The following is a 24,238-nucleotide window of genomic DNA, read 5'->3' on the forward strand; positions in this document are numbered from 1 at the left end:
TCGCATCAGCCATATTCCCGCCCCAACCCCTTATGCAGCGCCGGATGTGGCATGGCAAGCTGGTCCCGGCGTTGCGTTGGCAAGCTGTGGAATTCGGCGTTCAGGAGGCAAGGCGGTCGAGGCGGCCGGTTTCCGGGTCGATGCCGTATTCCTTGAGCTTGCGGTAGAGCGTCGAGCGGCCGATGCCGAGACGCCGTGCGACCTCGCTCATCTGGCCGTTGTAATGGTCGATGGCGAGCTTGATCATTTCGAGTTCGACATCGGCCAGCGCACGCACATTGCCACGCTCGTCCAGCGCCCTCAATGTGCCGAAACGCTGAAGCAACCTGGCCGGAGGGGCGAGCTCGGCAGCTGCCGTACCGGCGTCATCAGTCTGCGCGCCATCGCCTTGCGATCCGGTGCTCAAGGCCATGCCGGGGTCCGACAAGGACGCATCGGCGTCGAGATTGACGGTGCCGTCGACCTGCGCCCGGATCTGCGGAAATTCGTCAGTCGTGAGCACATCGCCTTCGGCAAGCACCGAGGCCCTGAACACGGCGTTTTCCAGCTGCCTGATGTTTCCCGGCCAATCATAGGCCTGCAGCATGGCCAGTGCGGCATCCGAGATGCCGTGCAGGCGATTGCCCGCCGGCGCCACCTTGTCCATGAAATGCTTGACCAGATAGGGGATGTCGTCGCGGCGGTCGCGCAGCGGCGGCACGACGATCGGGTAAACGTTGAGCCGGTAGAACAGGTCCTCGCGAAACTTGCCGTCCTTGACCTGCTGCAGAAGGTTGCGGTGCGTGGCCGAGATCAGCCTGATGTCGACCCTGACGGTGGAACGGCCACCGACCGGATCGACCTCGCCATCCTGCACGGCGCGCAACAGCTTGACCTGCACGTCGAGCGGCAGGTCGCCGATCTCATCCAGGAACAGCGTGCCCGAATGCGCCTCGACGAACTTGCCGGTGTGCTTTTCGGTGGCGCCGGTGAACGAGCCTTTTTCGTGACCGAACAGGATCGATTCGACCAGATTGTCGGGGATGGCGCCGCAATTGACGGTGACGAACGGTTTTGTGCGGCGTTCGCCGCTGCCCTGGATGGCGCGCGCCACCAATTCCTTGCCGACGCCCGATTCGCCCTCGATCAGGATCGGGATGTTGGAGGCCGCAGCCTTCTGGCCGAGGCGGATCACCCGGTCCATCGCCGGGCTGTGCGTGATCATGTCCTTGAAGGTCAGGTGGCCGCCGCGACGCCGCGACGTGCGCTTGACCTCGTCCTCGACCGCCTCGACCTTGAGCGCGTTGCCGACCGCGGTCTGCAGCCGGTCGGGAGACGCCGGCTTGACGACAAAATCGAAAGCGCCGTGGCGCATCGCCGAAACCACCGTTTCGATGCCGCCCTGCGCAGTCTGCACGATGACGGGAACAGTGATGCCGCGCTCGCGCATCGCCTTCAGCACGCCGATGCCGTCGAGGCCCGGCATGACAAGGTCGAGGATGACTGCCGAAATATCCCTCGCATTGGGTCCGTCAAGCGCGCTCAGACCGGCCTCGCCGCCATCGGCAACGATGGCGCTGTGGCCGAATTTCGTCACCGCCGCCTCGAGCAGCCGGCGCTGCACGGGATCGTCATCGACTATAAGAATGGAACCTGTCATGACTGATTTGAGTTGCCCGCCTGGGAAATTCCCATGGATCATCTTGGCACAGGGTTCTAAACAAGGTTTCAAAAAACCCGGTGAACGAATTCCTTAGGATTTGACCGGCTTGTCCTTTCCCCTTGATTCCAGAAGGTAATTGTTGATGAGCAGGATTCTCGGTCGGCAGCTTGCGGCGGTAGCGTCCGGTCAGGGCGCGGCGGAACTCGGCGACCTGCCGGAATGGAATCTCGCCGATCTTTATTCCGGCATGGAGGTGCCCGAACTGAAGCGCGACCTTGCCAAGGCGGCGGCCGATGCCGTCGCCTTCGAGAACCGCTGGAAGGGCACGCTGGCTGCGGAGGCCGAGCGCGGCAGCGCCGGCAGGCTTGGCGAGGCGCTGACAGCCTATGAGGCGCTGGAGGAACTGATCGGCCGCATCGTCTCCTATGCCGGCCTGATCTATGCCGGCAACACCGCCGATCCGCAGCGCGCAAAGCTCTATGGCGACATCCAGGAGAAGATGACCGACGCCAGCGCGCATCTTTTGTTCTTCGCGCTGGAGCTGAACCTGATCGACGATAAGGCGCTAGAAGCAGCCCTCGCCGCCGACGCCGGCTTTGCCCATTACCGCCCCTGGGTGCTCGACCTCAGAATGGACAAGCCCTACCAGCTCGAGGACCGGGTCGAGCAGCTGTTCCATGAGAAATCGATCACCGGACGCGGTGCCTGGAACCGGCTGTTCGACGAGACGATGACCGATCTGCGCTTCGACATAGACGGCGAGGAACTGACGCTGGAGCCGGCGCTGAACCGCCTGCAGGACGCCGATGGGGAGGTCCGCCGCCGCGCCTCCGAAGCGCTGGCCGCAACCTTCCGCAAGAGCCTGCGCACCTTCACGCTGATCACCAACACGCTGGCCAAGGACAAGGAGATTTCCGACCGCTGGCGCGGCTTCGAGGACATCGCCGATTCACGCCATCTCGCCAACCGCGTCGAGCGCAGCGTGGTCGATGCGCTGGCGTCGGCCGTGCGCGAAGCCTATCCGCGCCTGTCGCATCGCTACTACGCGATGAAGGCGCGCTGGCTCGGCATGGAGGTGATGAACCACTGGGACCGCAACGCCCCCTTGCCCGAGACGCCGCAGGCCGTGATCCCTTGGGACGACGCCAGGAACACCGTGCTGTCGGCCTATCAGCGCTTTTCCCCCGATATGGCGGAGATCGCCCGCGTCTTCTTCGACCGCAACTGGATCGACGCGCCGGTCAGGCCCGGCAAATCGCCCGGCGCCTTCGCCCATCCGACCGTGCCTTCGGCGCACCCTTACGTGCTGCTCAACTACATGGGCAAGCCGCGCGATGTGATGACGCTGGCGCATGAACTCGGCCACGGCGTGCATCAGGTGCTGGCCGGCGGCCAGGGCGCCCTGATGGCTTCGACGCCGCTGACTTTGGCCGAGACGGCCTCGGTATTCGGCGAGATGCTGACCTTCCGTTCGCTGCTCGACCAGACCACCGACAAGCGCGAGCGCAAGGCGATGCTCGCCCAGAAGGTCGAGGACATGATCAACACGGTCGTGCGCCAGATCGCCTTCTACGAGTTCGAGCGCAAGGTGCATGCAGAGCGCAAGAACGGCGAACTGACCTCCGACAAGCTCGGCCAGTTCTGGCTCGAGGTGCAGGCAGAAAGCCTGGGGCCGGCGATCAAGCTGCGCGAGGGCTATGAGGTCTTCTGGACCTACATCCCGCACTTCGTCCACTCCCCCTTCTACGTCTACGCCTATGCCTTTGGCGACTGCCTGGTGAACTCGCTGTACGCGGTCTACCAGAACGCCGAGCATGGCTTCCAGGACAAGTATTTCGAGATGTTGCGCGCCGGCGGCACCAAGCATCACTCGGAGCTTCTCGCGCCCTTCGGCCTCGACGCCACCGACCCCGCCTTCTGGCAGATCGGGCTTGGCGTGATCGGCGGCCTGATCGACGAGCTGGAAGCGCTCGACAGTTAATGCGCGCACCCATTGGACCGATGGCGCAGAGTGACAGGTTCAGCAGCGGTCTCGACTTTGCGGAATCGCAGAACAGTTTAGCCGGAATGCATGTGACGGCAGCGCTGTTCTTGTTCTAAATATCTGTTCTTGAATAACTCTCCGGCGAAATTTTCCGTTAGCTTTCCCGAAGCCGTATGATAGCTTTTCGACCGAAGCTCAGCCGGGCGCGCGGCTTAAGGCCGGACAGTATCCCGGCCCATGGCAGCGGTCTGACGAATGCGACAGCGACGGTTGGCAATGGGCGGAAAGCCGAACGCCGACACTCGACGACAGACCGGCTGTTCCATGAACCGCCGAACCACATTGGATGATCCGATCTGCCAAGGTCATGACTTGAGACGGCGGCGGACGGATCCGACTGGAGAGAGACGATGACCTTCTTCTACATTGTCCTGGCGTTCCTTGTAGGTGTGTTGGTTGGCTGGTTTATCTGGGGCCGGCTGCGCGGTGAGCTTGACAGCTTGCGCGGCGATCTCGACCGCACCCGCAGCGAGCGTGACAGACTGCGCGCCGACGCCGATCGCCTGACTGGCGAACTCGACGCCTGCGGCAAGACCCGCGCCGATCTCGAACGCCGGCTGCGTGAAACATCGGCTCCATCCGCCAAGCCTTCCAGTTCGGCGCCGGCCGCGCTGGTGTCGACAGCGGCAACGGCCAAGTCCGCCCCGGCCGCGAAACCGGCCCCCGCCAAACCCGCCGCGGCCAAACCAGCTGCGGCCAAATCCGCGGACGCAAAACCAGCGGCCAGCAAACCTGCCGCCGCCAAGGCCGCGCCCAAAACCGCGGCTTCAAAGCCCGCCGCCGTCCCGAAGAAGGCCGCCCCGGCAGCTGGGAAGGCCGACAATCTGCGCCGCCTGATCGGTATCGGCCCGGTCAACGACAAACTGCTCAAGGGCCTTGGCGTCACGACCTACGCGCAGATCGCCGGCTGGACCGCGGCCGACGTCAAGCGCATCGAGGACACGCTGAATTTCGACGGCCGCATCGCCCGCGAAAAGTGGGTCGAGCAGGCCAAGCTGCTTGCCACCGGCGACGAAAAGGAGTTCGCACGCCAATTCCCGAGCGCCGGGACCGCCAACAACAGCTGATCCGTCATCGGCAACATAACCAGAAGGCGGCGCTTTCGGGCGCCGTCTTTGTTTTTGCATTCGCCACTGTCTTTGCGCCCTGCGACGCCGCTCCCTCGATTGCACGCCGCCCGGCCCCCATATAGAGCGGTTCTGGCGTCATCGACCGCAGTACCCGAGCCCCATGCCCCTGCCCTCTGCCATTTTCCGCAACGATGAAAGCGGCCGTCAGTTGGTCTTCGACCACCCGGCCGACATCATCATTGCGTATGATGCCAAGGATTTTCTGCCGGCGCTGGCGGCCGCGCAGGCGGCGAGCGATGCCGGCAAATGGCTGGCCGGCTATTTCTCTTACGAAGCGGGCTATCTGCTCGAACCGAAACTCGTGCCACTGCTGCCTGAAGGCCGGCGCGCGCCACTGGTTTGTCTGGGTGTCTTCGATGCTCCGGTCGAAGAGGCGGTGCCGCGCAACGATGCGCCGGCCACCAATGGCCCCATCTTCGACGCCAGGGCCAGTTGGTCCGCTCAGGACTACGCCAAACGCTTCGCGCGCCTTCACGACCACATCCGCAAGGGCGATTGCTACCAAGGCAACCTGACCTTTCCGGTCCGTGCCCAATGGTCGGGCGATCCGCTTGCTGCCTTCGACGCACTGACAGGACGCCAGCCGGTCAAGTATGGCGCGCTGATTTCGCTCGGCGATCCCATCGTCTTGTCGCGTTCGCCCGAGCTGTTCTTCGAGATCAATGCCGAAGGCATGATCGAAACCCATCCGATGAAGGGCACCGCACCGCGCGGCGCGACCAAGGCCGAGGACGCGCGGTTGAAGTCCTTCTTGCGCAGCGACGAAAAGAACCAGGCCGAGAACCGGATGATCGTCGATCTCCTGCGCAATGACATCTCACTGATCAGCGAGGTCGGCACGCTGGAAGTCCCGGAACTGTTCCGCATCGAGAGCTACCCGACCGTCCACCAGATGGTGAGCCGTGTGCGGGCGAAGCTTCTGCCTGATCTCGGCATCCGCCAAATCTTTGGCGCGCTGTTTCCCTGCGGCTCGATCACCGGCGCGCCGAAAATCCGCGCGATGGAAATCCTGCACGAGCTGGAAGACACACCGCGCGACGTCTATTGCGGCGCCAGCGGCTGGATCGCGCCTGGCGGCATGATGCGCTTTTCGGTGGCGATCCGCACTATATCGCTCTTTTCCAGTGGCGAGGCCGTTTACAATGTCGGCGGCGGCGTCGTCTTCGATTCGACGGCGCAAGGGGAGTATCAGGAGTGTCTGCTGAAGGCGCGCTTCGCGACGGGGACACCGCCGATTTCGAGCTGATCGAGACGATGCGCTGGGAGCCCGGCCAAGGCTTTCTGCGCTTCGAACGCCATCTCGCACGCCTTTACGGCTCGGCGGAAGAACTCGGCTTTGCCTGCGATCCGCAGCGGATCGGCGAGGTGCTGGCGAATACTATCGGGGCGCAGCAGACGGCGCTGCGCACCCGGCTCGTCCTGCAGCGCAATGGCGAGGTGACGGCTTCTGTTCAGCATTACGAGCCACTCGCCGCCGACAAGGTCTGGCGGCTGCGACTGGCGCGGGTCCGGCTCTCCTCCACCGACACGCTGCTGCGCCACAAGACCGGCCGGCGGCAAGTCTACACTCACGCCCGCTCCGAATATCTGATCACCCAGGCCGACGAAGTGTTGCTCGCAAATGAGCGCAGTGAAATCTGCGAAGGCACCATCACCAACGTCTTCGCCGATTTCGGTGATGGCATGCTGATGACACCCAGGCTCGACTGCGGCCTGCTGCCTGGCGTATTGCGCGCCGAGTTGCTGGACGAAGGCCGCGCCCAGGAGGCGATCTACAGCTATGACGAGTTGAAATCCGCCAAAACACTGTTCGTCGGCAATTCTCTGCGCGGCTTGATCCCGGCAACATTGGCCTGATACGAAGCGGCTGCGAGAATAACCGCCGGCATTGGACACTTTCTAGCGAAGCATGAATTCTCGTCAGCCCACGCACACGCCCTATGATGGCTCCTCAAAGCTCTTCACCATCGGGCTGAAGCCGCTCGAACTCGACAAGTGGATCGAGGTCGACCGGTATCTCTTCGACCATCTCGCCGAAAAGCGCCGGCTGTATGCCGAAATTCCCGACAAGGTGTTTGTCGAGGAAGGCGGCACGCGCGACGCCCAGCGCGAAGTGGGCGGCCTCATCGAAGCACATCTGCTGTCGACATTTCCCGGGATGTACCGGCGCACCAATGCCGGGGTTGAGGTCATTGGCGCCAAAGCCGACTCTGACGCCACCTTCCCCGATGCCCCGCTGGTCGCAGCGTCGCTGCTCGTTCAGGAAGACCTGATCCTGATGCGCCGTGACGACACCGGCTGGCGGCTCGCCGCCGGCTCGCTGTGTTTCCCGTCATCCTGGTCGCTGGTCGAAAAATTCGGCCGGCCGCTGCAGCAGATCCACGCACCGGTGCCGGGCTTCGGTCCGGGCACCAGGCCGGCCGAGCTCATCAACCGCATGTTCGACGGCCTGCAGGGTCAGGCCGTCGAACGCTTCAACTGGTCGATCCAGGCCGGCGACGCGCTCTATCATCCGCTCTCCAATGTCGAGCGCATCGACCGTGCCACCAACCGCCCCTCGCGATTTCCCGACGGCGACGTCAACGCCCACGCCTTCATCCGCGTCGAGCGCCAGACGCTGCGCAAACTGCCTCTGTCGCGCGACATCCTGTTCACCATCCGCATCCATCTCGACCCGCTGAAAGTGCTGGCGCGGCATCCCGACCGGGCAACGCTTGCCGCCTCTTTCGCGGCGCAATTGCAGGCGCTGGATGAGGCTCAACTCGACTATAAGGGGATGACGTCAGACCGTGACAGGCTGGTGCAACGCCTGCAAGCCATGACGCTGGAGTGACGATGATCCGAAAAATCCTGGAGCAAGCCGTATTGCTCGGTGCATTGCTGGCGTTGCCGGCAACGGCGCTCGCCGACCCCGTCACCTATGCCGGCAAGCTCGGCAACATCGACATCGTCGTCGAGTTTACCGGCGATCCGGCGACGGCTGGAGAGGCACTGGCGGCGCGCTATTTCTACCGCTCCAAGGGCATCGATATTCCTCTGCAGGCGAAGTCGAGCAAGGGCGCCACCTTTCAATTGGCCGAGGAAGAAGCCTGCGATGCCAAGAAGTGCGGCGACGGCCAGGCTCCACCCATCGGCGCCGTCTGGCGGTTGAGTCCCGCCGACAAGGGCAAGACGCTGGAAGGCACCTGGACGGCCAAAAAGACCCTGCCGCTGAAGCTGACAAGGATCGCCAGCCGTGCCCAGACAGAGACGCCGGCGACGACGCCACGCGATCTCTATGATTTCACCGACATGACATTCTCGGGTGACGATGCGCCGATCACCATGGCGGCATCGCCCTACGACTATCTCAAGCTGGATTTCGCGCCCGAGGCAGACGCCAAGGAAGGTTGGCCGGATGCAGCCTACAGCTATGTCACCGATCCGCGCACCAAATTCGCCAGGCCGCGCATCGTCGATCTCGCCGGCGGCGCGCCGATCGAAGCCGCCAATGCCTTGCTGCAGAACCGCCATTGGCATGACAGCCTCAGCGCCTTGACGTGCGCGGCGCTGCAATACGCCGGCTTCCACGATGGACCACCGATGGAGGGCATGGATGACGATTCGCTTGGCGGCTATGAAGACTCGACGTTCAAAGTTACGTCATTGACGCCGAAGCTGATGAGTTGGTCCGAATCCGGCAGCCTCTATTGCGGCGGTGCGCATCCGAACAACTATTCCGACGCCTATGTCATGGACGTGCGCCGTGGCGCCTTGCTTACCCTTCAGGACATGTTTTCCGATACGGTCGACGGCAAGCCAGGCCCCTCGCTGGCCACCTTCGTCAAAGAGAAGCGCAAGAAGCCCAGCGACCAGACCGAGGTGGATTACGAGGCCGAATGCGGCATCGACGATTTGATCGGCGACTATCTCGGCGCCAGCCTGAAGCGCGATGGCGACAGGCAGGTTCTGGTCTTCGGCCTGCAAGGTTTGCCCAACGTCATCCAGGCTTGCGGCGGCGATCTCGTTGAAATGCCGGTCTCCGAAGCACAAGCGCTGTTCACACCGGAATTCGCGAAACTGCTCGAACCGTAGGCGTATCTGCACGGCCGGGAACTAACCTTATCCCTGCTTTTCGCTTTATTGTGACAATGATCTATGGTTTGTCGCGCGGCGGTCGAACGGCCGTTTGGCGCGTTGCTTGAAGGAGTGCTCGATAAAATGGCGAATGAAAACTGGCCCGTTTACGGTGAAATCACCGGCCCTGTCGTGATGATCGGCTTTGGTTCGATCGGACGGGGAACGCTGCCTCTGATCGAGCGCCATTTCAAATTCGACAAGTCGCGCATGACGGTCATCGACCCGCTCGACACCGACCGCAAGCTGCTCGACGAGCGCGGCATCGCCTTCGTCCAGGAGCACGTGACCGAGAAAAACTACAAGAAACTGTTGACGCCGCTTTTGACCAATGGCGGCGGCCAGGGCTTTTGCATCAATCTGTCGGTCGATACCGGCTCGGTCGACCTGATGCGGCTCTGCCGCAAGCTCGGCGTGCTCTACATCGACACCGTCGTCGAGCCGTGGCGCGGCTTCTATTTCGACGCCAAGGCCGACAATGCCAGCCGCACCAACTACGCGCTGCGCGAAGCCTTGATCAAGGAGAAGCACGACAAGCCCGGCGGCGCTACCGCGGTTTCGACCTGTGGCGCCAATCCGGGCATGGTCTCGTGGTTCGTCAAGCAGGCGCTGCTGAACCTTGCCGGCGACCTCGGCCTCGAGTTTTCCGAACCGGCGCAGGACGACCGTGACGGCTGGGCGAAGCTGATGAAGAAGGCCGGCGTCAAGGGCATCCACATCGCCGAGCGCGACACCCAGCGCACCAAGAAGCCGAAGCCGATGAACGTGTTCTGGAACACCTGGTCGGTCGAGGGTTTCATCTCGGAAGGGCTGCAGCCGGCCGAGCTCGGCTGGGGCACGCATGAGAGATGGATGCCGAAGAACGGCAAGGAGCACAAGCATGGCTCCAAGGCTGCGATCTATCTCGAACAGCCCGGCGCCAACACCCGCGTGCGCTCCTGGTGCCCGACGCCGGGCGCGCAATACGGTTTCCTGGTGACGCATAATGAGGCGATCTCGATCGCCGACTTCTTCACCGTGCGCGGTAAGAAGGGCAAGGTCCAATACCGCCCGACCTGCCACTATGCCTATCACCCCTGCAACGACGCCGTGTTGTCACTGCACGAAATGTTCGGCGCTGCCGGCAAGCCGCAGCCGGTCCACCATGTGCTCGACGAAAACGAGCTGGTCGACGGCGTCGACGAGCTTGGCGTGCTGCTCTACGGCCATGCCAAGAACGCCTACTGGTACGGTTCGCAGCTGTCGCTGGCCGAAGCCCGCAAGCTGGCGCCCTACCAGAACGCTACCGGCATGCAGGTCACCTCGGCCGTGCTCGCCGGCATGGTCTGGGCGCTGGAAAACCCGGAAGCCGGCATCGTCGAGGCCGACGAGATGGACTACAAGCGCTGCCTAGAAGTGCAGTCCCAGTATCTCGGACCGGTCAAGGGCTACTACACCGACTGGACGCCGCTCGATAACCGTCCGGGCCTGTTTCCCGAAGACCTCGACAAAAGCGACCCGTGGCAATTCCGCAACATCCTCGTTCGATAGCGGTTCCATACCCCTGCATCACTGCCTTGCAATCGCCCGGAAATCGGGCGATTGAAGGGATGCGGACGAGCGCAGTGTGCATCCATTTGGACGCACGAGGGACGGCTCTGGAAACTTGAGGCCACGCACATCGTGTTCCCCAAAACGTCGTTTGACGATTGGGCCGATGCGTCAGGAGAGGATTTGATATGACGATTGCGCGCAAAATTCTTTCTGCGGGCGCGGCGGGCGTTCTTGCGACCATGCTTGCCGCCTGCACCACCGGCGGCTCCGACGGGCCACCGATCTCATCGCAGGCGCGAGGCGTCGAAGGCTCATGGCTGAACGCCGAAGGCAAGGCGGTCTCGACATTGAACGGCGGCGTCTTCACCACCGTTTCGGCGGAGACCGGTGAGAAATTCGCTGACGGCAGCTACACCAAGACCGGCGCCACCTCGGTCGAGATCAACGGAACCTCGCTGATCCGACAGCAGCCAATCGCTTTCAACTGCCTGCTGGTGTCCATAAACCAGCTGAATTGCACCAGCTCCGCCGGGCAGAACTTCGTGCTGACCAGGCGCGGCTGAACCTTTCCCATGCGGCTTTGCGGATGGCGGCGGCGCGATGCCGCCGCCTTTTTTATGCCGGCAAACCGATGCCGGTTATCCGCCCTGATTCTTCTTGCATCGCCACAACCGCGATGTGAACATACCCGAAATGCTGGCTGTTATCCTGCAGTCGGGCAAGAGCGCTAAACGCCTTTGATCATATCCGGGAGACGAAGATGAAGAAGCTCGCCGCCATTGCCGCCCTCTCTGCCTCGACACTCGGCCTGTCGGCCGCACCATCCTTTGCCGATTACACGTTGAACATCCTGCATTTCAACGATTGGCACAGCCGCATCGAAGGCAACAACAAATACGAGTCAACCTGCTCGGCCGAGGAAGAGACCAAGGGTGAGTGCATCGGCGGCGCCGGCCGGCTGGTCACCGCGATCGCACAGGAGCGCAAGAAGCTCGAAGGCCAGAACGTGCTGCTGCTCAATGCCGGCGACAGCTTTCAGGGATCGCTGTTCTACATCACCTACAAGGGCACGGCGGAGGAGGAATTCCTCAATCAGATCAAGCCCGACGCGGTGACGCTCGGCAACCACGAATTCGACGATGGCGAGAGCGCGCTGGTGCCTTATCTCGACAAGGCGAAGTTCCCGATCGTCAGCGCCAATGTCGTGCCCAACGACAAGTCCGGCGCCGCAGGCAAGATCAAGCCGTCGATTGTGCTTGAGGTCGGCGGCCAGAAGATCGGCATTGTCGGCGCCGTGACCAACGACACGCCGGAACTCGCCTCTCCCGGCCCCAACATTACCATCGAGGACGACGTCAAGTCGATCACCGCCGAGGTCGAGAAGCTGAAGGCGCAAGGCGTCAACAAGATCATTGCCGTCACCCATATCGGCTACAGGCGCGAGCGCGATGTCATCGCCAAGATCCCGGGCATCGATGTGGTGGTCGGCGGCCACAGCCATTCGCTTCTGTCCAACACCGACCCGAAGGCTGAAGGCCCCTACCCGACGATGGTCGACAACCCCGACGGCTCCAAGGTGCCTGTGGTGCAGGCCGCGTCCTATTCGAAATATCTCGGCGAATTCAAGGTCGTGTTCGACGACAATGGCAACGTCAAGGAAGCCAGCGGCGACCCGATCTTCCTCGACAAGTCGATCACTCCCGATCCCGCCGTTCTTGCCCGCATCAAGGAGCTTGGCGCGCCGATCGAGGCGCTGAAGAACAAGGAAGTGGCCGAGACCACCGAGGCCATCGACGGCAGCCGCGAAAGCTGCCGCACCAAGGAATGCGCGATGGGCAACCTCGTCTCCGACGCCATCCTCGACCGCGTCAAGGGACAGGGCGTCGAGATCGTCGTCTCGAATGGCGGCGGCCTGCGTGCTTCGATCGACAAGGGCACCGTCACCATGGGCGAGGTGCTGACCGTGCTGCCGTTCCAGAACACGCTGGCGACCTTCCAGATTTCCGGCAAGGATCTGGTTGCCGGGCTGGAAAACGGCGTCAGCCAGGTCGAGGACGGCGGCGGCCGCTTCCCGCAGGTGGCAGGTCTCAAATACTCCTTCGACAAGTCGGTCGCGCCCAATGCCGGCCGAGTCAAGTCGGTCGAGGTGATGCAGCACGGTGCCTGGGCGCCGATCAATCCGGACAAGGACTATCTGGTCGCCACCAACAATTACGTCCGCCAGGGCGGCGACGGCTACAAGGTCTTCGCCGAGAAGGCCAAGAACGCCTATGATTACGGCCCGGGCCTCGAACAGGTGGTCGCCGACTATCTCGCCGCGCACCGGCCCTATACGCCCAAGCTCGACGGCCGCATCACCGAGGTTGCCGCAACCGTAGCGGCTGCCCCGGCCGCCGAGCCGGCAAAACCAGCCGAACCGGCACCTGCTCCAGCGGAACCGGCAAAACCGGCCGAGGCTGCACCGGCGGAGCCGGCGATGCCCGCATTGCCGGCAGGCTCCGGCGACATCACCACCACGCCGCCGACTGTCCCGGCGGAAACCGCCCCGGCAACGCCGGCTCCGGCCGAACCGGCAAAACCGGCCGAAGCCGCACCTGCTCCGGCAAAGCCGGCTGACGCCGCCCCGGCCGAAGCCAGCCATGTCATCGTCGCCGGCGATACCTATTGGGATCTCGCCAAAAAGGCCTACGGCGACGGCGCCAAGTGGAAGGTGATCTCCGAGGCCAACAAAGGCTACGAACCACGCCGGCTTCCTGTCGGCGCGACCTTGACCATTCCGGCGAAGTAACCTCGCTTCGCACTTGCGACCAGCAAAACCCGTCCGGGTAACCGGACGGGTTTTTGGCTTTCAGGGTAAGGTGCGGCCAGACGCGGCATTGAAAACTCGCGCCACATCGCTAGGTTCGCCCGACATCGTCGGTTTCGCGGTGTCGGGAGACCTTCATGACGCTTTCCACGCCTGTCGACCCCAAAGCCGCGAAAGCGCTCGACCCGCTGCCGGCCGGACATCCGCCGGTAAAGGCAGGCAAGATCGGCGTCATGTTGGTCAATCTCGGCACGCCGGACGGTACCGATTTCAAGCCGATGTGGCGCTATCTCCGCGAATTCCTGTCCGATCCGCGCGTCATCGAACTCAACAAGGCGATCTGGTATCCGATCCTCTACGGCTTGGTGCTGACCACCAGACCGAAGAAGTCCGGCGCCAATTACGCCAGGATATGGAACCGCGAGAGGAACGAGTCGCCGCTGCGCACCTACACCCGCGCGCAGGGCGAAAAGCTGGCCGCAGCGCTCATCGACCTACCCGATGTCGTGGTCGACTGGGCGATGCGCTACGGCAACCCCTCGACCGCGAGCGTCGCTCAAAGGCTGGTCGAGCAAGGCTGCGACCGCATCCTGTCGTTCCCACTCTACCCGCAATACTCCGCGACCACCACCGCGACCGCCAACGACCAGCTGTTTCGCGCCTTGATGAAGATGCGCCGCGCGCCTGCCGTGCGCAGTGTTCCGCCCTACTCTGACGAGCCGGTCTACATCGAGGCGCTCGCCCATTCGATCGAACGGCATCTGGCAACGCTAGACTTCGAGCCCGAGGTGGTCATCACCTCCTATCACGGCATCCCGAAGCCCTATTTCGAGAAGGGCGATCCCTATCACTGCCACTGCCAGAAGACGACACGGCTGTTGCGTGAACGACTGGGGTGGGATGAAAAGAAGCTGATCATCACCTTCCAGTCGCGCTTCGGCGCCCAGGAATGGCTGCAGCCCTACACCGACAAGACGGTCGAGAAACTGGCGAAGGACGGCGTGAAATCGATCGCCATCGTCAACCCAGGCTTTTCCGTCGACTGCATCGAGACGCTGGACGAAATCGGCCGCGAGGCGGCCGAGACCTTCCATCACGCCGGCGGCGAGAAATTCGCCCACATCCCGTGCCTCAACGACAGTGCAGAAGGCATGGCGGTGATCGAGGCGATGGTGCGGCGCGAGCTGTCGGGCTGGGTCTGAGGCCGCCACGTTGCGGCGATCGATCGCCGCAGTTGCGCTATTCCATGCACTAATAATCAACGATCACCTGATTGTAACATTATTGAAACACACCTAAGTGTTTGGTGAAGTCGGTTGCATGGAATCAACGCCATGGCCGGCATCTGAGGGAGATTCAAATGGACTTCAGTGGTTTCGGTATTGCGATTGGTGCGCTTGCCTTTCTGGTATTGGTGCTTCTTATCAAAGGCATCCGGACAATCCCGCAAGGCTATAATTATACGGTGGAGCGCTTTGGTCGTTACACCAAAACACTAAGCCCCGGCCTCAACCTCATCGTGCCGTTCGTCGACCGAATCGGCGCCAAGATGAACATGATGGAGCAGGTGCTCGACGTTCCGAGCCAGGAAATCATCACGCGCGACAACGCCATTGTGGGCGTCGACGGCATCGCCTTCTACCAGATCCTCAATGCGGCCCAGGCCGCCTACCAGGTCGCCGGCCTGGAGAACGCCATCCTCAATTTGACGATGACCAACATCCGTACCGTCATGGGTTCGATGGACCTCGACGAACTGCTGTCGAACCGCGACGCCATCAACGAACGGCTGCTGCGCGTCGTCGACGAAGCGGCGCATCCGTGGGGCATCAAGATTACCCGCGTCGAGATCAAGGACATCAATCCGCCGGCCAACCTCATCGAATCGATGGGCCGTCAGATGACCGCCGAACGCAACAAGCGTGCGCAGATCCTCGCCGCCGAAGGCCTCAAGCAGTCGCAGATCCTCGAGGCCGAGGGCCGCAAGGAAGCCGCCTTCCGCGACGCCGAGGCGCGCGAACGCTCGGCCGAAGCCGAAGCGCGAGCCACCCAGGTTGTATCGGAAGCCATCTCCAAGGGCGACGTGCAGGCACTCAACTACTTCGTGGCGCTGAAATACACTGAAGCGATGGGCAAGATCGGCACCGCCAACAACAGCAAGGTCGTGCTGATGCCGATGGAAGCCTCGGCGCTGATCGGCACGCTCGGCGGCATAAGCGAGATCGCCAGGGAGGTGTTCCGCAGCGAAGGTACCGCCGGCGCCGCCAGGCAAGCCGCCCGCCCTCCGGTGGTTCGCCCAAGCGAGAATTGAGGCTAGCTGAGAACTGAGATCATAGGAGCGCACTCCCATGTTCGACCGCATCATTTCCGAACTTGGTCCGTGGAACTGGATGGTTCTGGGCTTCGTCCTCCTGGTGATGGAGGTCATCGCGCCAGGAATATTCATGCTGTGGATCGGCATCGCCGCATTGGTGATCGGTGTGATTTCCCTGCTCGTCTGGGACGCAAGCTTCTGGGCCTGGGAAGTCCAGGTCCTCGCCTTCCTGGCCCTGTCGCTGGTCTCGGCCTTTGCCGGAAAGAAGCTGGTTGGTGGGCGTAATACCCCTAGCGACCAGCCGCTGCTCAACCGGCGCGGCGCGCAGTTGGTCGGCAGGATGGCAACGCTGGCCGAGCCGATCAAGGACGGTCGCGGCCGCATCAAACTCGGCGACACACTGTGGCGCGTCTCCGGTCCCGACCTGCCGGCCGGCACGCAGGTGCGCGTCGTCAGTTCGGCCGACACCGATCTGGAACTGACCGTCGAGGCAGTTTGACATTTCGAAAGCGCATGGCGCTTTCGATCCGGAAAATCAGGCCGCGTCGCCTAGGGCTTCCCGAACGCGACGCGTCCTTTGATTTTTTCAGGCGGCGCCGATGCGCAGCAGGTCGTGCAGATGAACCAGTCCCACGAGCCGCCTGCCTTCGACCACCATCAGGCTCGTAATGGCCGAATTGTTGATAATCTGCAGCGCCGTCGCCACCAGCGTGTCCGGTGTGGCCGTCTTCGGCTTTTTCGTCATCACCTGATCGACGCTCATTTCCATGAGATTGCTGCCGATGTGACGCCTGATGTCGCCATCGGTGATGATGCCCACCAACGCGCCATCCGCCGTCGCGATCGCCACGCAGCCGAAGCCCTTGTTCGACAATTCGAGGATCGCCTCGCGCATGCCCGTGCCGGAAGCCACCAGCGGCAGCCTTTCGCCGACATGCATGATCTCGTGGATCTGCGTGAGATTGGCGCCGAGCTGGCCGCCGGGGTGGAATGTGCGGAAATGGTCGGGCGTGAAGCCGCGCGCTTCGAGCAGCGCGATAGCCAGCGCATCGCCGACCACCAGTTGCAGCAGGGTCGATGTCGTCGGCGCCAGGCCGTGCGGGCAGGCTTCCGGCACGGACGGCAGGAGCAGCACCACGTCGGCCGCGCGCGCCAGCGCCGAGGCCGCGCCCGCGGTAATCGCAATCAGCGGGATCGAGAAGCGCCTGGAATAGGCGACGATGCCCATCAATTCTCTGCTCTCGCCGGACCATGACATGGCGATGATGGCATCGTCTCTGGCGATCATGCCAAGGTCGCCATGATTGGCCTCCGCCGGATGGACGAAGAAGGCAGGCGTGCCGGTCGAAGCCAGACTGGCCGCGATCTTAGTGCCGATATGGCCGCTTTTGCCGACGCCGGTGACTATGACGCGGCCATTGATGCGCGACACCATGTCGACGGCGCGGGCGAAAGGTTCGGCCAGTTCGTTCTCCAGCGCGGCGGCCAATGCCGCCACGCCGGCCTGTTCCGTGGCTACCGTTCTCAGCGCCGAGGCGATCGAAGCCTCCAAAGGCTTCTTTTCTTGGGATCCCGCATGCATGGCTGATGCGATTAGCGCTTTGCCGTTCGCCTGTCCAACAGAATTGCCGTCCAGCCATGTCCGACAGGCACCCCTTCAACCCTCCGTTAACCATCCCCGTTTACGGTTCGGTAAGGATGGCGCGCTTGCGCCGCGCAAGCAGTGGTGACGATGTCGCGGGCCCAACCTCAAGAGAAAAAAGGTCGAACGGGCAGAGCGTTTTGCGCTCTGCTTCTGGCGACGAGCGTGCTCGCTTTGCTGCGGCCAACTGCGCTTCATGCCCAGGAGACCGAGCTGCGCGGCGAAGTTTCGGAATCGGCGATCCTGTCCGACCAGCAGCGCCGGGCCAGGCAATTGAGCAAGGCCAACACGCAGGTCAAGCCCGCCCCTGCCGACACCGCCCCCACGGGAAACACGCCAACCGCTTATGTGCCGGCCAGCGATGGCGCCTTGCCTGATGACACCGACCCGTCACAGGCCGGCGCAAACAGCATTTTCGACCCGCCGGCGACCATCGACGATTCGTTCGCCGACAAGCCGCCAACCGTCCTGCCACGCCGCCCGTCGACGGCAAAGCAACGCGCCGACGCGGATGCAGACAAGGCCAAGGACAAAACCAAGGCTGCCGACAAGAAGAAGCCTGGCAAAGCCACGGACCAGACCACCACCGGAACGACTCCGGACGGCACTGCGGCAGGCGACGCCGATCAGGACATAGCCAACCGCCGTGTCCTCACCGTCGACGGCGTCGACCGACGAAAGCTCGACCCCGGCGCCGAGCGCACCGACGCCATCGAGGGCCTGAAGAAGAAGCTCGAGGACGACCCGTACGCGGCAACCGGCATCAAGGTCGGCTCGTTCCTGCTGCGGCCGGCGCTCGAGCAGGGCGTTGCCGTCACGTCGAACGCCGATTCCAGCGCTGGCGGCAAGTCGGCGGTGCTGTCCGAAACGGCGCTGCGTTTCTCCGCCGCCTCCGATTGGCGCGAGAATTCGGCGGTCATCGACGGCTACGGTAATTTCCGCAACACCATTTCGGGCCAGAAGATCAATGAGGCACGCGGCCGTATCCAAGGCACGTACAATGTCGACCTCGACAATGAACTGCGCGCCATCGCCAAGCTCGGCTACGAGATTGCACCGGAATCGGCCTCCGCGCCCGACGCCATTGCCGGCGTCAAATCGCAGCCGATCCGCCAGACGGTCGACGGCAGCCTCGGCGTCGAGAAGGACGTCGGCAAGATGCGCTTTGCGCTGACCGGCGCCGTCTCCCACGACATCTATGGCGATGCCGAACTTACCGATGGCACCTCGCTGTCGCAGAAGGACCAGGACAACACGCTCTACACCGCAACGTTGCGGACCGGCTATGAAATTTCCCCGGCTCTGACGCCCTTTGCTGAGATTGAGCTCGGCCGCCGGGTATATGACCAACGGATCGACAACAAGGGCTTCGAGCGCTCTTCGACCCGGCTTGGCGCGCGCGCCGGTATCGAAGTCGACATGGGCGAGAAGCTCAAGGGTGAGTTCTCGGCCGGCTGGCTGAGGGAGGCGATCGACGACAAGAACCTGGAGGCGATTTCGGGAGCCACCATCAATGCCGACCTCAAATGGTCGCCCGAGCGCGGTACCATCATCGGCCTCACCGGGCGAACCACGGTCGAAGGCACGACGAATGCCGGTAAGAGCGGCGACATCCTCTATTCCGGCCGCCTCACCGGCGAGCGGCAGATCCGCGCCGACCTGACCGGCAACGCAGCCCTTGGGCTCGACTGGCGCAATTACACCGGCTCCGACGGCCATGACATGACGCTGAGTGCAGAGGCCGGGCTGACCTGGTGGCTGAACCGCTATGTCGGCCTCACCAGCCGCGCCCGCACCGAAAAGCTGACCAGCAATCTGCCCGGGCGCAACTACACCGCCAACAGCATCTATTTGGGGCTGAAGCTGCAGCGGTAGCTAAAAAGCAGCGCCGCGACGCTCGGACGGCTTCATCTCATCGAGCAGCGTGCGGATGACGCCGGCCATGTTCTCGTTCATGTCGCTGCGCCACAGCGCGAAGGCGACATTGGCCTCGACGAAGCCTTCCGGCGAGCCGCAATCGAAGGTGCGGCCCTGAAAGTGGTAGCCAAAGAAGGGCTGCTGCTTTTCCAGCTTCAGCATCGCGTCGGTGAGCTGGATCTCGTTGCCGGCGCCCTTTTCCTGGCTTTCGAGGATCTTGAAAATCTCGGGCTGCAGGATGTAGCGGCCGTTGATGTAGAGATTGGACGGCGCGGTGCCGGTCTTCGGCTTTTCGACCATCTCGGTGATGCGGAAGCCGTGATGCGTGTCCTCGCCGCGGCCGACAATGCCATATTTGTGGGTTTCGGCCGGATCGCATTCCTGCACCGCGATGATGTTGTTGCCGGTCTCCTCGTAGAGCTCGACCATGGCCTTCGTGCAGCTCTTCTCCGACTGCATGATCATGTCGGGCAGCAACAGCGCGAAGGGTTCGTCGCCGACCAGTTCGCGGGCGCACCAGACGGCGTGGCCGAGACCCATCGGCACCTGCTGGCGGGTGAACGAGGTCTGCCCCGGGGCCGGCTGCAGCCGCTGCAAGCGGGCCAGCTGGTCGTCCTTGCCGCGCTGTGCCAGCGTATCATAGAGCTCGAACTGGATATCGAAATGGTCTTCTATGACCGCCTTGTTGCGGCCGGTGACGAAGATGAAATGTTCGATGCCGGCCTCGCGCGCCTCATCGACGACATACTGGATGACCGGCCGGTCGACGACGGTCAGCATCTCCTTGGGAATGGCCTTGGTGGCCGGGAGAAACCGTGTGCCGAGACCGGCGACCGGGAAAACTGCCTTGCGAACTCGCTTCATGCGTCAATTATCCGTTTGAGGGCGTGCCCGGCAATCCCGCCTCGCGACATTTTCGCGCCGGAATTGTGGATTATCGGGCCATTGAGGGAAACATCAACCGGTAAAGCATCCAGGTGTCTTTTCGTTCCAGGCGCCGCCTATGGTAAACCAATTGCTAACCCGGTTCGGCGATGAATGGTCTTTCCTGAGATAGAGAAAGGGGAAAATATGTCCGTTCGCAGTGCCGCAAAACTCTTTACCAGCGTGCTGACGGCGGCCAGCCTCTCGCTCGCCTTGCTGATGCCGGCCGGACCGGCCTTCGCCGATGCCGGTTTTCGGCAATGGGTCGCCGGCTTCCGCGCCACGGCCGTGGCGGGCGGCGTTTCCGGCGCGGTCTACGACCGAGCGTTCCGGGGCATCAATGAGCCCGACCCGGTGGTGCTGGAAAAGGCACGCACCCAGCCCGAGTTCACCGCACCTGCCTGGGACTATTTCGACAACCGCGTCCACGACCAGTCCGTTGCCGTCGGCCAGCAGATGGCCAGGAAATGGAAGCCGTGGCTGGACCGGATCGAAGCCAGGTTCGGCGTCGACCGCTACATCCTGCTCGCCATCTGGTCGATGGAATCGAATTATGGCGAGATCCTCAAGCGCGACGACATCATGCGCAATGTCATCCGCTCGCTGGCAACCCTCGCCTATGGCGACGCCAAGCGTTCGAAATTCGCCCGCACCCAATTGGTCGCCGCGCTGAAAATCCTGCAGACCGGCGACATCGACGAAAGCCACCTGATGGGCTCCTGGGCCGGCGCCATGGGCCAGACCCAGTTTATCCCGACCAGCTACCAGCATTATGCCGTCGACATGGACGGCAACGGCAAGCGCGACATCTGGAATTCGATCCCCGATGCGTTGGCGACATCAGCCAATCTGCTGAAGAAGAATGGCTGGCAGGGCGGCAAGACCTGGGGCTACGAGGTCACCATTCCAGCCGGCAAACTGCCTGCCGGCTCGAAGACATTGGCGCAGTGGCAGGCGCTCGGCGTCGCCAGGGCCAATGGCAAGCCGTTCAAGAACGCAACCGACAAGGCGACGCTGAAAGTGCCGGACGGCCGCGGCGGACCGGCATTCCTGATGATCAAGAACTTCTCCGTCATCAAGGCCTACAACAACGCCGACAAATATGCCCTGGCCGTCGGCCTTCTTGCCGACGAAATCGCCGGCTCTAATGGTCTGGTGCAGGACTGGAAGCGGCCCTTCACCAAACTGTCCTTCGAGGAAAGGCAGGAGTTGCAGAAGCGGCTTTCGCAGCACGGACTTTACGACGGCAAGTTCGACGGCAAGATCGGTGACGGCACGAAAACCGCCATCATGACCTATCAGGCAACGGTCGGCTTGACCCAGGACGGGTATCCGAGCATGGAAGTGCTCAAATGGCTCAGAAAGAAATAGAGCCGGCGACGGCAGCTTGCATTTGCGACGCAAGGGATGCCGTAGCATCGGTCTGTGCATGATCCCCTGCAAGGGCCATGCACCAAGGGATGGAGAGGGTGCTTGGTTTCGGCAGCGCGTATCCGTGTGATCGTTTTCCGCTTGCCGATCCTCATTCTGGCCATCGTCGTCCTGGCGACGGGGGTCGCCGGCAGTTTCCACACACCGGCTTTGGCGCAGGAGCAACCGCAGAACCGCGGCTGGTCGCTGCGCGACCTTCTGTTCCCGCGCCGCAGCGAACGCATCGAGCCGCCGCTCGACGTCCGCAAGGCAAAGCCGAAGGTCAAGAAGAAGCCCCGTGCACCCGTTGAACCTTCCGCTCCGATTGTCGAGAAGACACCGGATGCCCGCGTCGTTCTGGTGATCGGCGATTTCATGGCCAACGGCCTGGCCGAAGGCCTCGAAACAGCCTTTGCCGACAATGCCAACGTCAGGATCGTCGAGCGCGCCAACGGTTCTTCGGGTTTCGTGCGCGATGATGTCTACAATTGGCCCGAACAGGTCAAATCGCTGGTCGAGACCGAAAAACCCTCCGTGGTCGTCGTCATGCTCGGCTCCAACGACCGCCAGCAGATGCGCGTCAACGATGTGCGCGAGCAGCCGCGCTCCGAGAACTGGACCAAGGAATACGAACGCCGGACCGAAGCCTTGGGAAAGGCACTGGCGGCGACCAAGGTGCCTTATCTGTGGGTCGGCATGCCAGCCTTCAAGACGCCGAAGATGACCTCCGACATGCTCGCATTCAACGACATCTACCACTCGGCTGCCGAGAAGAACGGCGGCGAATTCGTCGATGTCTGGGATGGGTTCGTCGACGAGAACGGCGCCTTTGTCTCGACCGGCCCCGACATTAACGGCCAGGCCGTGCGGCTGCGCTCCGACGACGGCATCAACGTCTCGAAAGCCGGCAAGCGAAAGCTCGCCTTCTACACCGAAAAGCCGCTGGCCAAGATCCTCGGCCTGGCAGCGCCGGGAAGCGTGGTGACGGCTGCCGCACCGGCCGGCGCCCCGGTCGAGGCGCCGTCGCTGCCCGCCGCCCCGATCGTGGTCGACCGCACCGTTCCAATGCTGCTCAACGATCCGGCGCTCGACGGCGGTACCGAACTTCTCGGTGCGGCGGCGGCGCCGAAAGCCAATCCGGATCTGCCCGGCGAAAAACTAATCCTCGAAGGCAAGGCGCCCGAGGCCTCGCCCGGCCGCGCCGACGACTTCTCGTGGCCGCCCAAGGCCGCTGCCGCGACGGATACGACGACGGCGATCAATCGTTAACGGGGGAGTACCGTCGACCCCATCAGCGCTTCATCGATCGAGCGCGCGGCCTGGCGGCCTTCGCGGATCGCCCACACAACCAGCGACTGGCCGCGGCGCACATCACCTGCGGCGTAGAGCTTGTCGACGCTGGTCTTGTAGTCGCGATCGTTGGCTTCGACATTGCGGGAACGGCGGCTGTCGGTGGTGATTTTCATCTCACCGTCCAGCTCTTTCGCGACGCCGGCGGCAGCCGGTCCGGCAAAGCCGATGGCGATGAAGGCGAGGTCTGCACGGATGACGAATTCGGTGCCGGGGATAGGCTTGCGCTTCTCGTCGACTTCGCAGCATTTGACGCCGGTCAGCTGGCCGTCCTCGCCGATGAATTCGAGCGTCGCCACCTGGAATTCGCGCTCCGCACCTTCGGCCTGTGAGGACGAGGTGCGCATCTTGGTCGCCCAGTAAGGCCAGACCGAAAGCTTGTCTTCCTTCTCCGGCGGCTGCGGGCGGATGTCGAGCTGGGTGACGCGCACCGCGCCCTGGCGGAAGGCGGTGCCGACGCAGTCGGACGCGGTATCGCCGCCGCCGACGACGACGACATGCTGGCCGCCGGCGATGATCGGATGCGACGGCCAGGCCACCGACTGGATCGGCTCGCCGCCGACGCGACGGTTCTGCTGCACCAGATAGGGCATGGCGTCATAGACGCCGCCGAGATCGTCGCCCGGAATGTTGGCCGGACGCGGCGATTCCGAACCGCCGCAATAGAGCACCGCATCGTATCCGGCGAGCAACTCTGCCACCGGCTTGTCGACGCCGACATTGACGCCGCAATGGAAGGTCACGCCCTCGCCCTGCATCTGCTCGATGCGGCGGTCGATATAGTGCTTCTCGATCTTGAAGTCGGGAATGCCGTAGCGCATCAGCCCGCCGGGACGGCTCTCACGCTCATAAACGCTGACCTCGTGGCCGGCGCGGCCAAGCTGCTGCGCCGCCGCCATCCCTGCCGGGCCGGAGCCGATAACAGCGACCCGCTTGCCCGTCTTCTTCTCTGGCGGATAAGGCCGGATATGGCCGGTTTCATAAGCCTTGTCGGCGATTGCCTGTTCGACAGTCTTGATGGCAACCGGAATGTCCTCGAGGTTCAGCGTGCAGGCTTCCTCGCAGGGCGCGGGGCAGATGCGGCCGGTGAACTCGGGGAAATTGTTGGTCGAATGCAGGTTGCGGATCGCATTGTCCCAGTCGCCATTGTAGACGAGGTCGTTCCAGTCCGGGATCTGGTTGTGGATCGGGCAACCGGTCGGCCCGTGGCAGAACGGGATGCCGCAATCCATGCAGCGCGCCGCCTGTTTCTCGACCTCCTTGTCCGACATCGGCAGCGTGAATTCACGAAAATGCCGGATGCGGTCGGAGGCCGGCTGGTACTTGTGCACCTGCCGGTCGATTTCGAGAAAGCCTGTTACCTTGCCCATAGTCCAGTTCCTGCTGTCCAGATGGTGCGGTTTTCGCACC

The 24,238-nt window shown here is 63.0% G+C and carries 19 protein-coding genes; 15 read left to right on the forward strand and 4 right to left on the reverse strand.

Translation table 11 applies throughout. The features are described 5' to 3' along the window. Positions 1–100: 100 nt before the first annotated feature. A complete protein-coding gene (locus NLY44_RS16415) occupies positions 101–1,639 on the reverse strand; it encodes a sigma-54-dependent transcriptional regulator (RefSeq protein WP_023671940.1) in 1,539 nt (512 codons plus the stop codon). A gap of 145 nt (positions 1,640–1,784) precedes the next feature. Here NLY44_RS16415 and NLY44_RS16420 point away from each other — a divergent pair, with 145 nt between their 5' ends. The 12 genes from NLY44_RS16420 (at position 1,785) to NLY44_RS16475 (ending at position 16,084) form a co-directional block, all read left to right on the forward strand. Next, positions 1,785–3,623 (forward strand): M3 family oligoendopeptidase, encoded by a 1,839-nt coding sequence (locus NLY44_RS16420; RefSeq protein WP_023804720.1) that lies wholly within the window; start codon positions 1,785–1,787, stop codon positions 3,621–3,623. A 413-nt stretch (positions 3,624–4,036) separates the two neighbouring features. Further along, complete coding sequence (locus tag NLY44_RS16425) at positions 4,037–4,753, forward strand: helix-hairpin-helix domain-containing protein (protein WP_023804718.1); 717 nt, start codon at positions 4,037–4,039, stop codon at positions 4,751–4,753. Between the two features lie 163 nt (positions 4,754–4,916). After that, positions 4,917–6,062, forward strand: a complete 1,146-nt coding sequence (locus tag NLY44_RS16430) for an aminodeoxychorismate synthase component I (RefSeq protein ID WP_023804717.1) — start codon at positions 4,917–4,919, stop codon at positions 6,060–6,062. Next, positions 6,011–6,673, forward strand: a complete 663-nt coding sequence (locus tag NLY44_RS16435; protein WP_031201345.1) for an aminotransferase class IV family protein — start codon at positions 6,011–6,013, stop codon at positions 6,671–6,673. The genes NLY44_RS16430 and NLY44_RS16435 overlap by 52 nt, the downstream gene beginning before the upstream one ends. A gap of 52 nt (positions 6,674–6,725) precedes the next feature. Further along, positions 6,726–7,649 carry a heme-dependent oxidative N-demethylase family protein gene (locus tag NLY44_RS16440; protein WP_023804715.1) on the forward strand — a complete coding sequence of 308 codons (924 nt, stop codon included), beginning with the start codon at positions 6,726–6,728 and terminating at the stop codon, positions 7,647–7,649. A gap of 2 nt (positions 7,650–7,651) precedes the next feature. Next, positions 7,652–8,890 (forward strand): hypothetical protein, encoded by a 1,239-nt coding sequence (locus tag NLY44_RS16445; protein ID WP_023701039.1) that lies wholly within the window; start codon positions 7,652–7,654, stop codon positions 8,888–8,890. Positions 8,891–9,016: 126 nt separating this feature from the next. Further along, positions 9,017–10,462 carry a homospermidine synthase gene (locus NLY44_RS16450; RefSeq protein WP_023804714.1) on the forward strand — a complete coding sequence of 482 codons (1,446 nt, stop codon included), beginning with the start codon at positions 9,017–9,019 and terminating at the stop codon, positions 10,460–10,462. 188 nt (positions 10,463–10,650) lie between these two features. Beyond that, positions 10,651–11,028, forward strand: a complete 378-nt coding sequence (locus NLY44_RS16455) for an Omp10 family outer membrane lipoprotein (RefSeq protein WP_023671949.1) — start codon at positions 10,651–10,653, stop codon at positions 11,026–11,028. Positions 11,029–11,225: 197 nt separating this feature from the next. Next, complete coding sequence (locus NLY44_RS16460; protein ID WP_023804713.1) at positions 11,226–13,253, forward strand: bifunctional metallophosphatase/5'-nucleotidase; 2,028 nt, start codon at positions 11,226–11,228, stop codon at positions 13,251–13,253. A gap of 155 nt (positions 13,254–13,408) precedes the next feature. Beyond that, entirely contained in the window at positions 13,409–14,473 is a 1,065-nt protein-coding gene (gene hemH / locus NLY44_RS16465; protein WP_023804712.1) for a ferrochelatase, read from the forward strand. A 158-nt stretch (positions 14,474–14,631) separates the two neighbouring features. Then, a complete protein-coding gene (locus NLY44_RS16470; RefSeq protein WP_023671952.1) occupies positions 14,632–15,582 on the forward strand; it encodes an SPFH domain-containing protein in 951 nt (316 codons plus the stop codon). 37 nt (positions 15,583–15,619) lie between these two features. Further along, positions 15,620–16,084: an NfeD family protein gene (locus NLY44_RS16475; protein ID WP_023671953.1), complete on the forward strand. Its 465-nt coding sequence runs from the start codon at positions 15,620–15,622 to the stop codon at positions 16,082–16,084. 87 nt (positions 16,085–16,171) lie between these two features. On the opposite strand, the gene NLY44_RS16480 is transcribed toward NLY44_RS16475, so the two are convergent. Beyond that, a complete protein-coding gene (locus tag NLY44_RS16480; RefSeq protein WP_023671954.1) occupies positions 16,172–17,167 on the reverse strand; it encodes a KpsF/GutQ family sugar-phosphate isomerase in 996 nt (331 codons plus the stop codon). A 150-nt stretch (positions 17,168–17,317) separates the two neighbouring features. Between NLY44_RS16480 and NLY44_RS16485 the strand changes: the two genes are divergently transcribed. After that, positions 17,318–19,102: an outer membrane beta-barrel protein gene (locus tag NLY44_RS16485; protein WP_031201344.1), complete on the forward strand. Its 1,785-nt coding sequence runs from the start codon at positions 17,318–17,320 to the stop codon at positions 19,100–19,102. On the opposite strand, the gene galU is transcribed toward NLY44_RS16485, so the two are convergent. After that, positions 19,103–20,008, reverse strand: a complete 906-nt coding sequence (gene galU / locus NLY44_RS16490) for a UTP--glucose-1-phosphate uridylyltransferase GalU (RefSeq protein WP_023671956.1) — start codon at positions 20,006–20,008, stop codon at positions 19,103–19,105. It lies immediately after the preceding gene. Between the two features lie 207 nt (positions 20,009–20,215). Between galU and NLY44_RS16495 the strand changes: the two genes are divergently transcribed. Both NLY44_RS16495 and NLY44_RS16500 read left to right on the forward strand, forming a co-directional pair. Further along, on the forward strand, positions 20,216–21,439 hold the full coding sequence (locus NLY44_RS16495) for a lytic murein transglycosylase (protein WP_023744196.1): 1,224 nt from the start codon (positions 20,216–20,218) through the stop codon (positions 21,437–21,439). A gap of 102 nt (positions 21,440–21,541) precedes the next feature. Beyond that, the gene (locus tag NLY44_RS16500; protein WP_023695706.1) at positions 21,542–22,747 is read left to right on the forward strand and encodes an SGNH/GDSL hydrolase family protein; all 1,206 of its coding nucleotides are present in this window, start codon (positions 21,542–21,544) and stop codon (positions 22,745–22,747) included. Here NLY44_RS16500 and NLY44_RS16505 read toward each other — a convergent pair. After that, entirely contained in the window at positions 22,744–24,198 is a 1,455-nt protein-coding gene (locus NLY44_RS16505; RefSeq protein WP_023686414.1) for a glutamate synthase subunit beta, read from the reverse strand. The two genes, NLY44_RS16500 and NLY44_RS16505, sit on opposite strands and share 4 nt — an antisense overlap. Positions 24,199–24,238 lie beyond the last annotated feature (40 nt).

Source organism: Mesorhizobium sp. C089B, from assembly GCF_030323125.1.
In the GTDB taxonomy this organism is placed as follows: domain Bacteria; phylum Pseudomonadota; class Alphaproteobacteria; order Rhizobiales; family Rhizobiaceae; genus Mesorhizobium.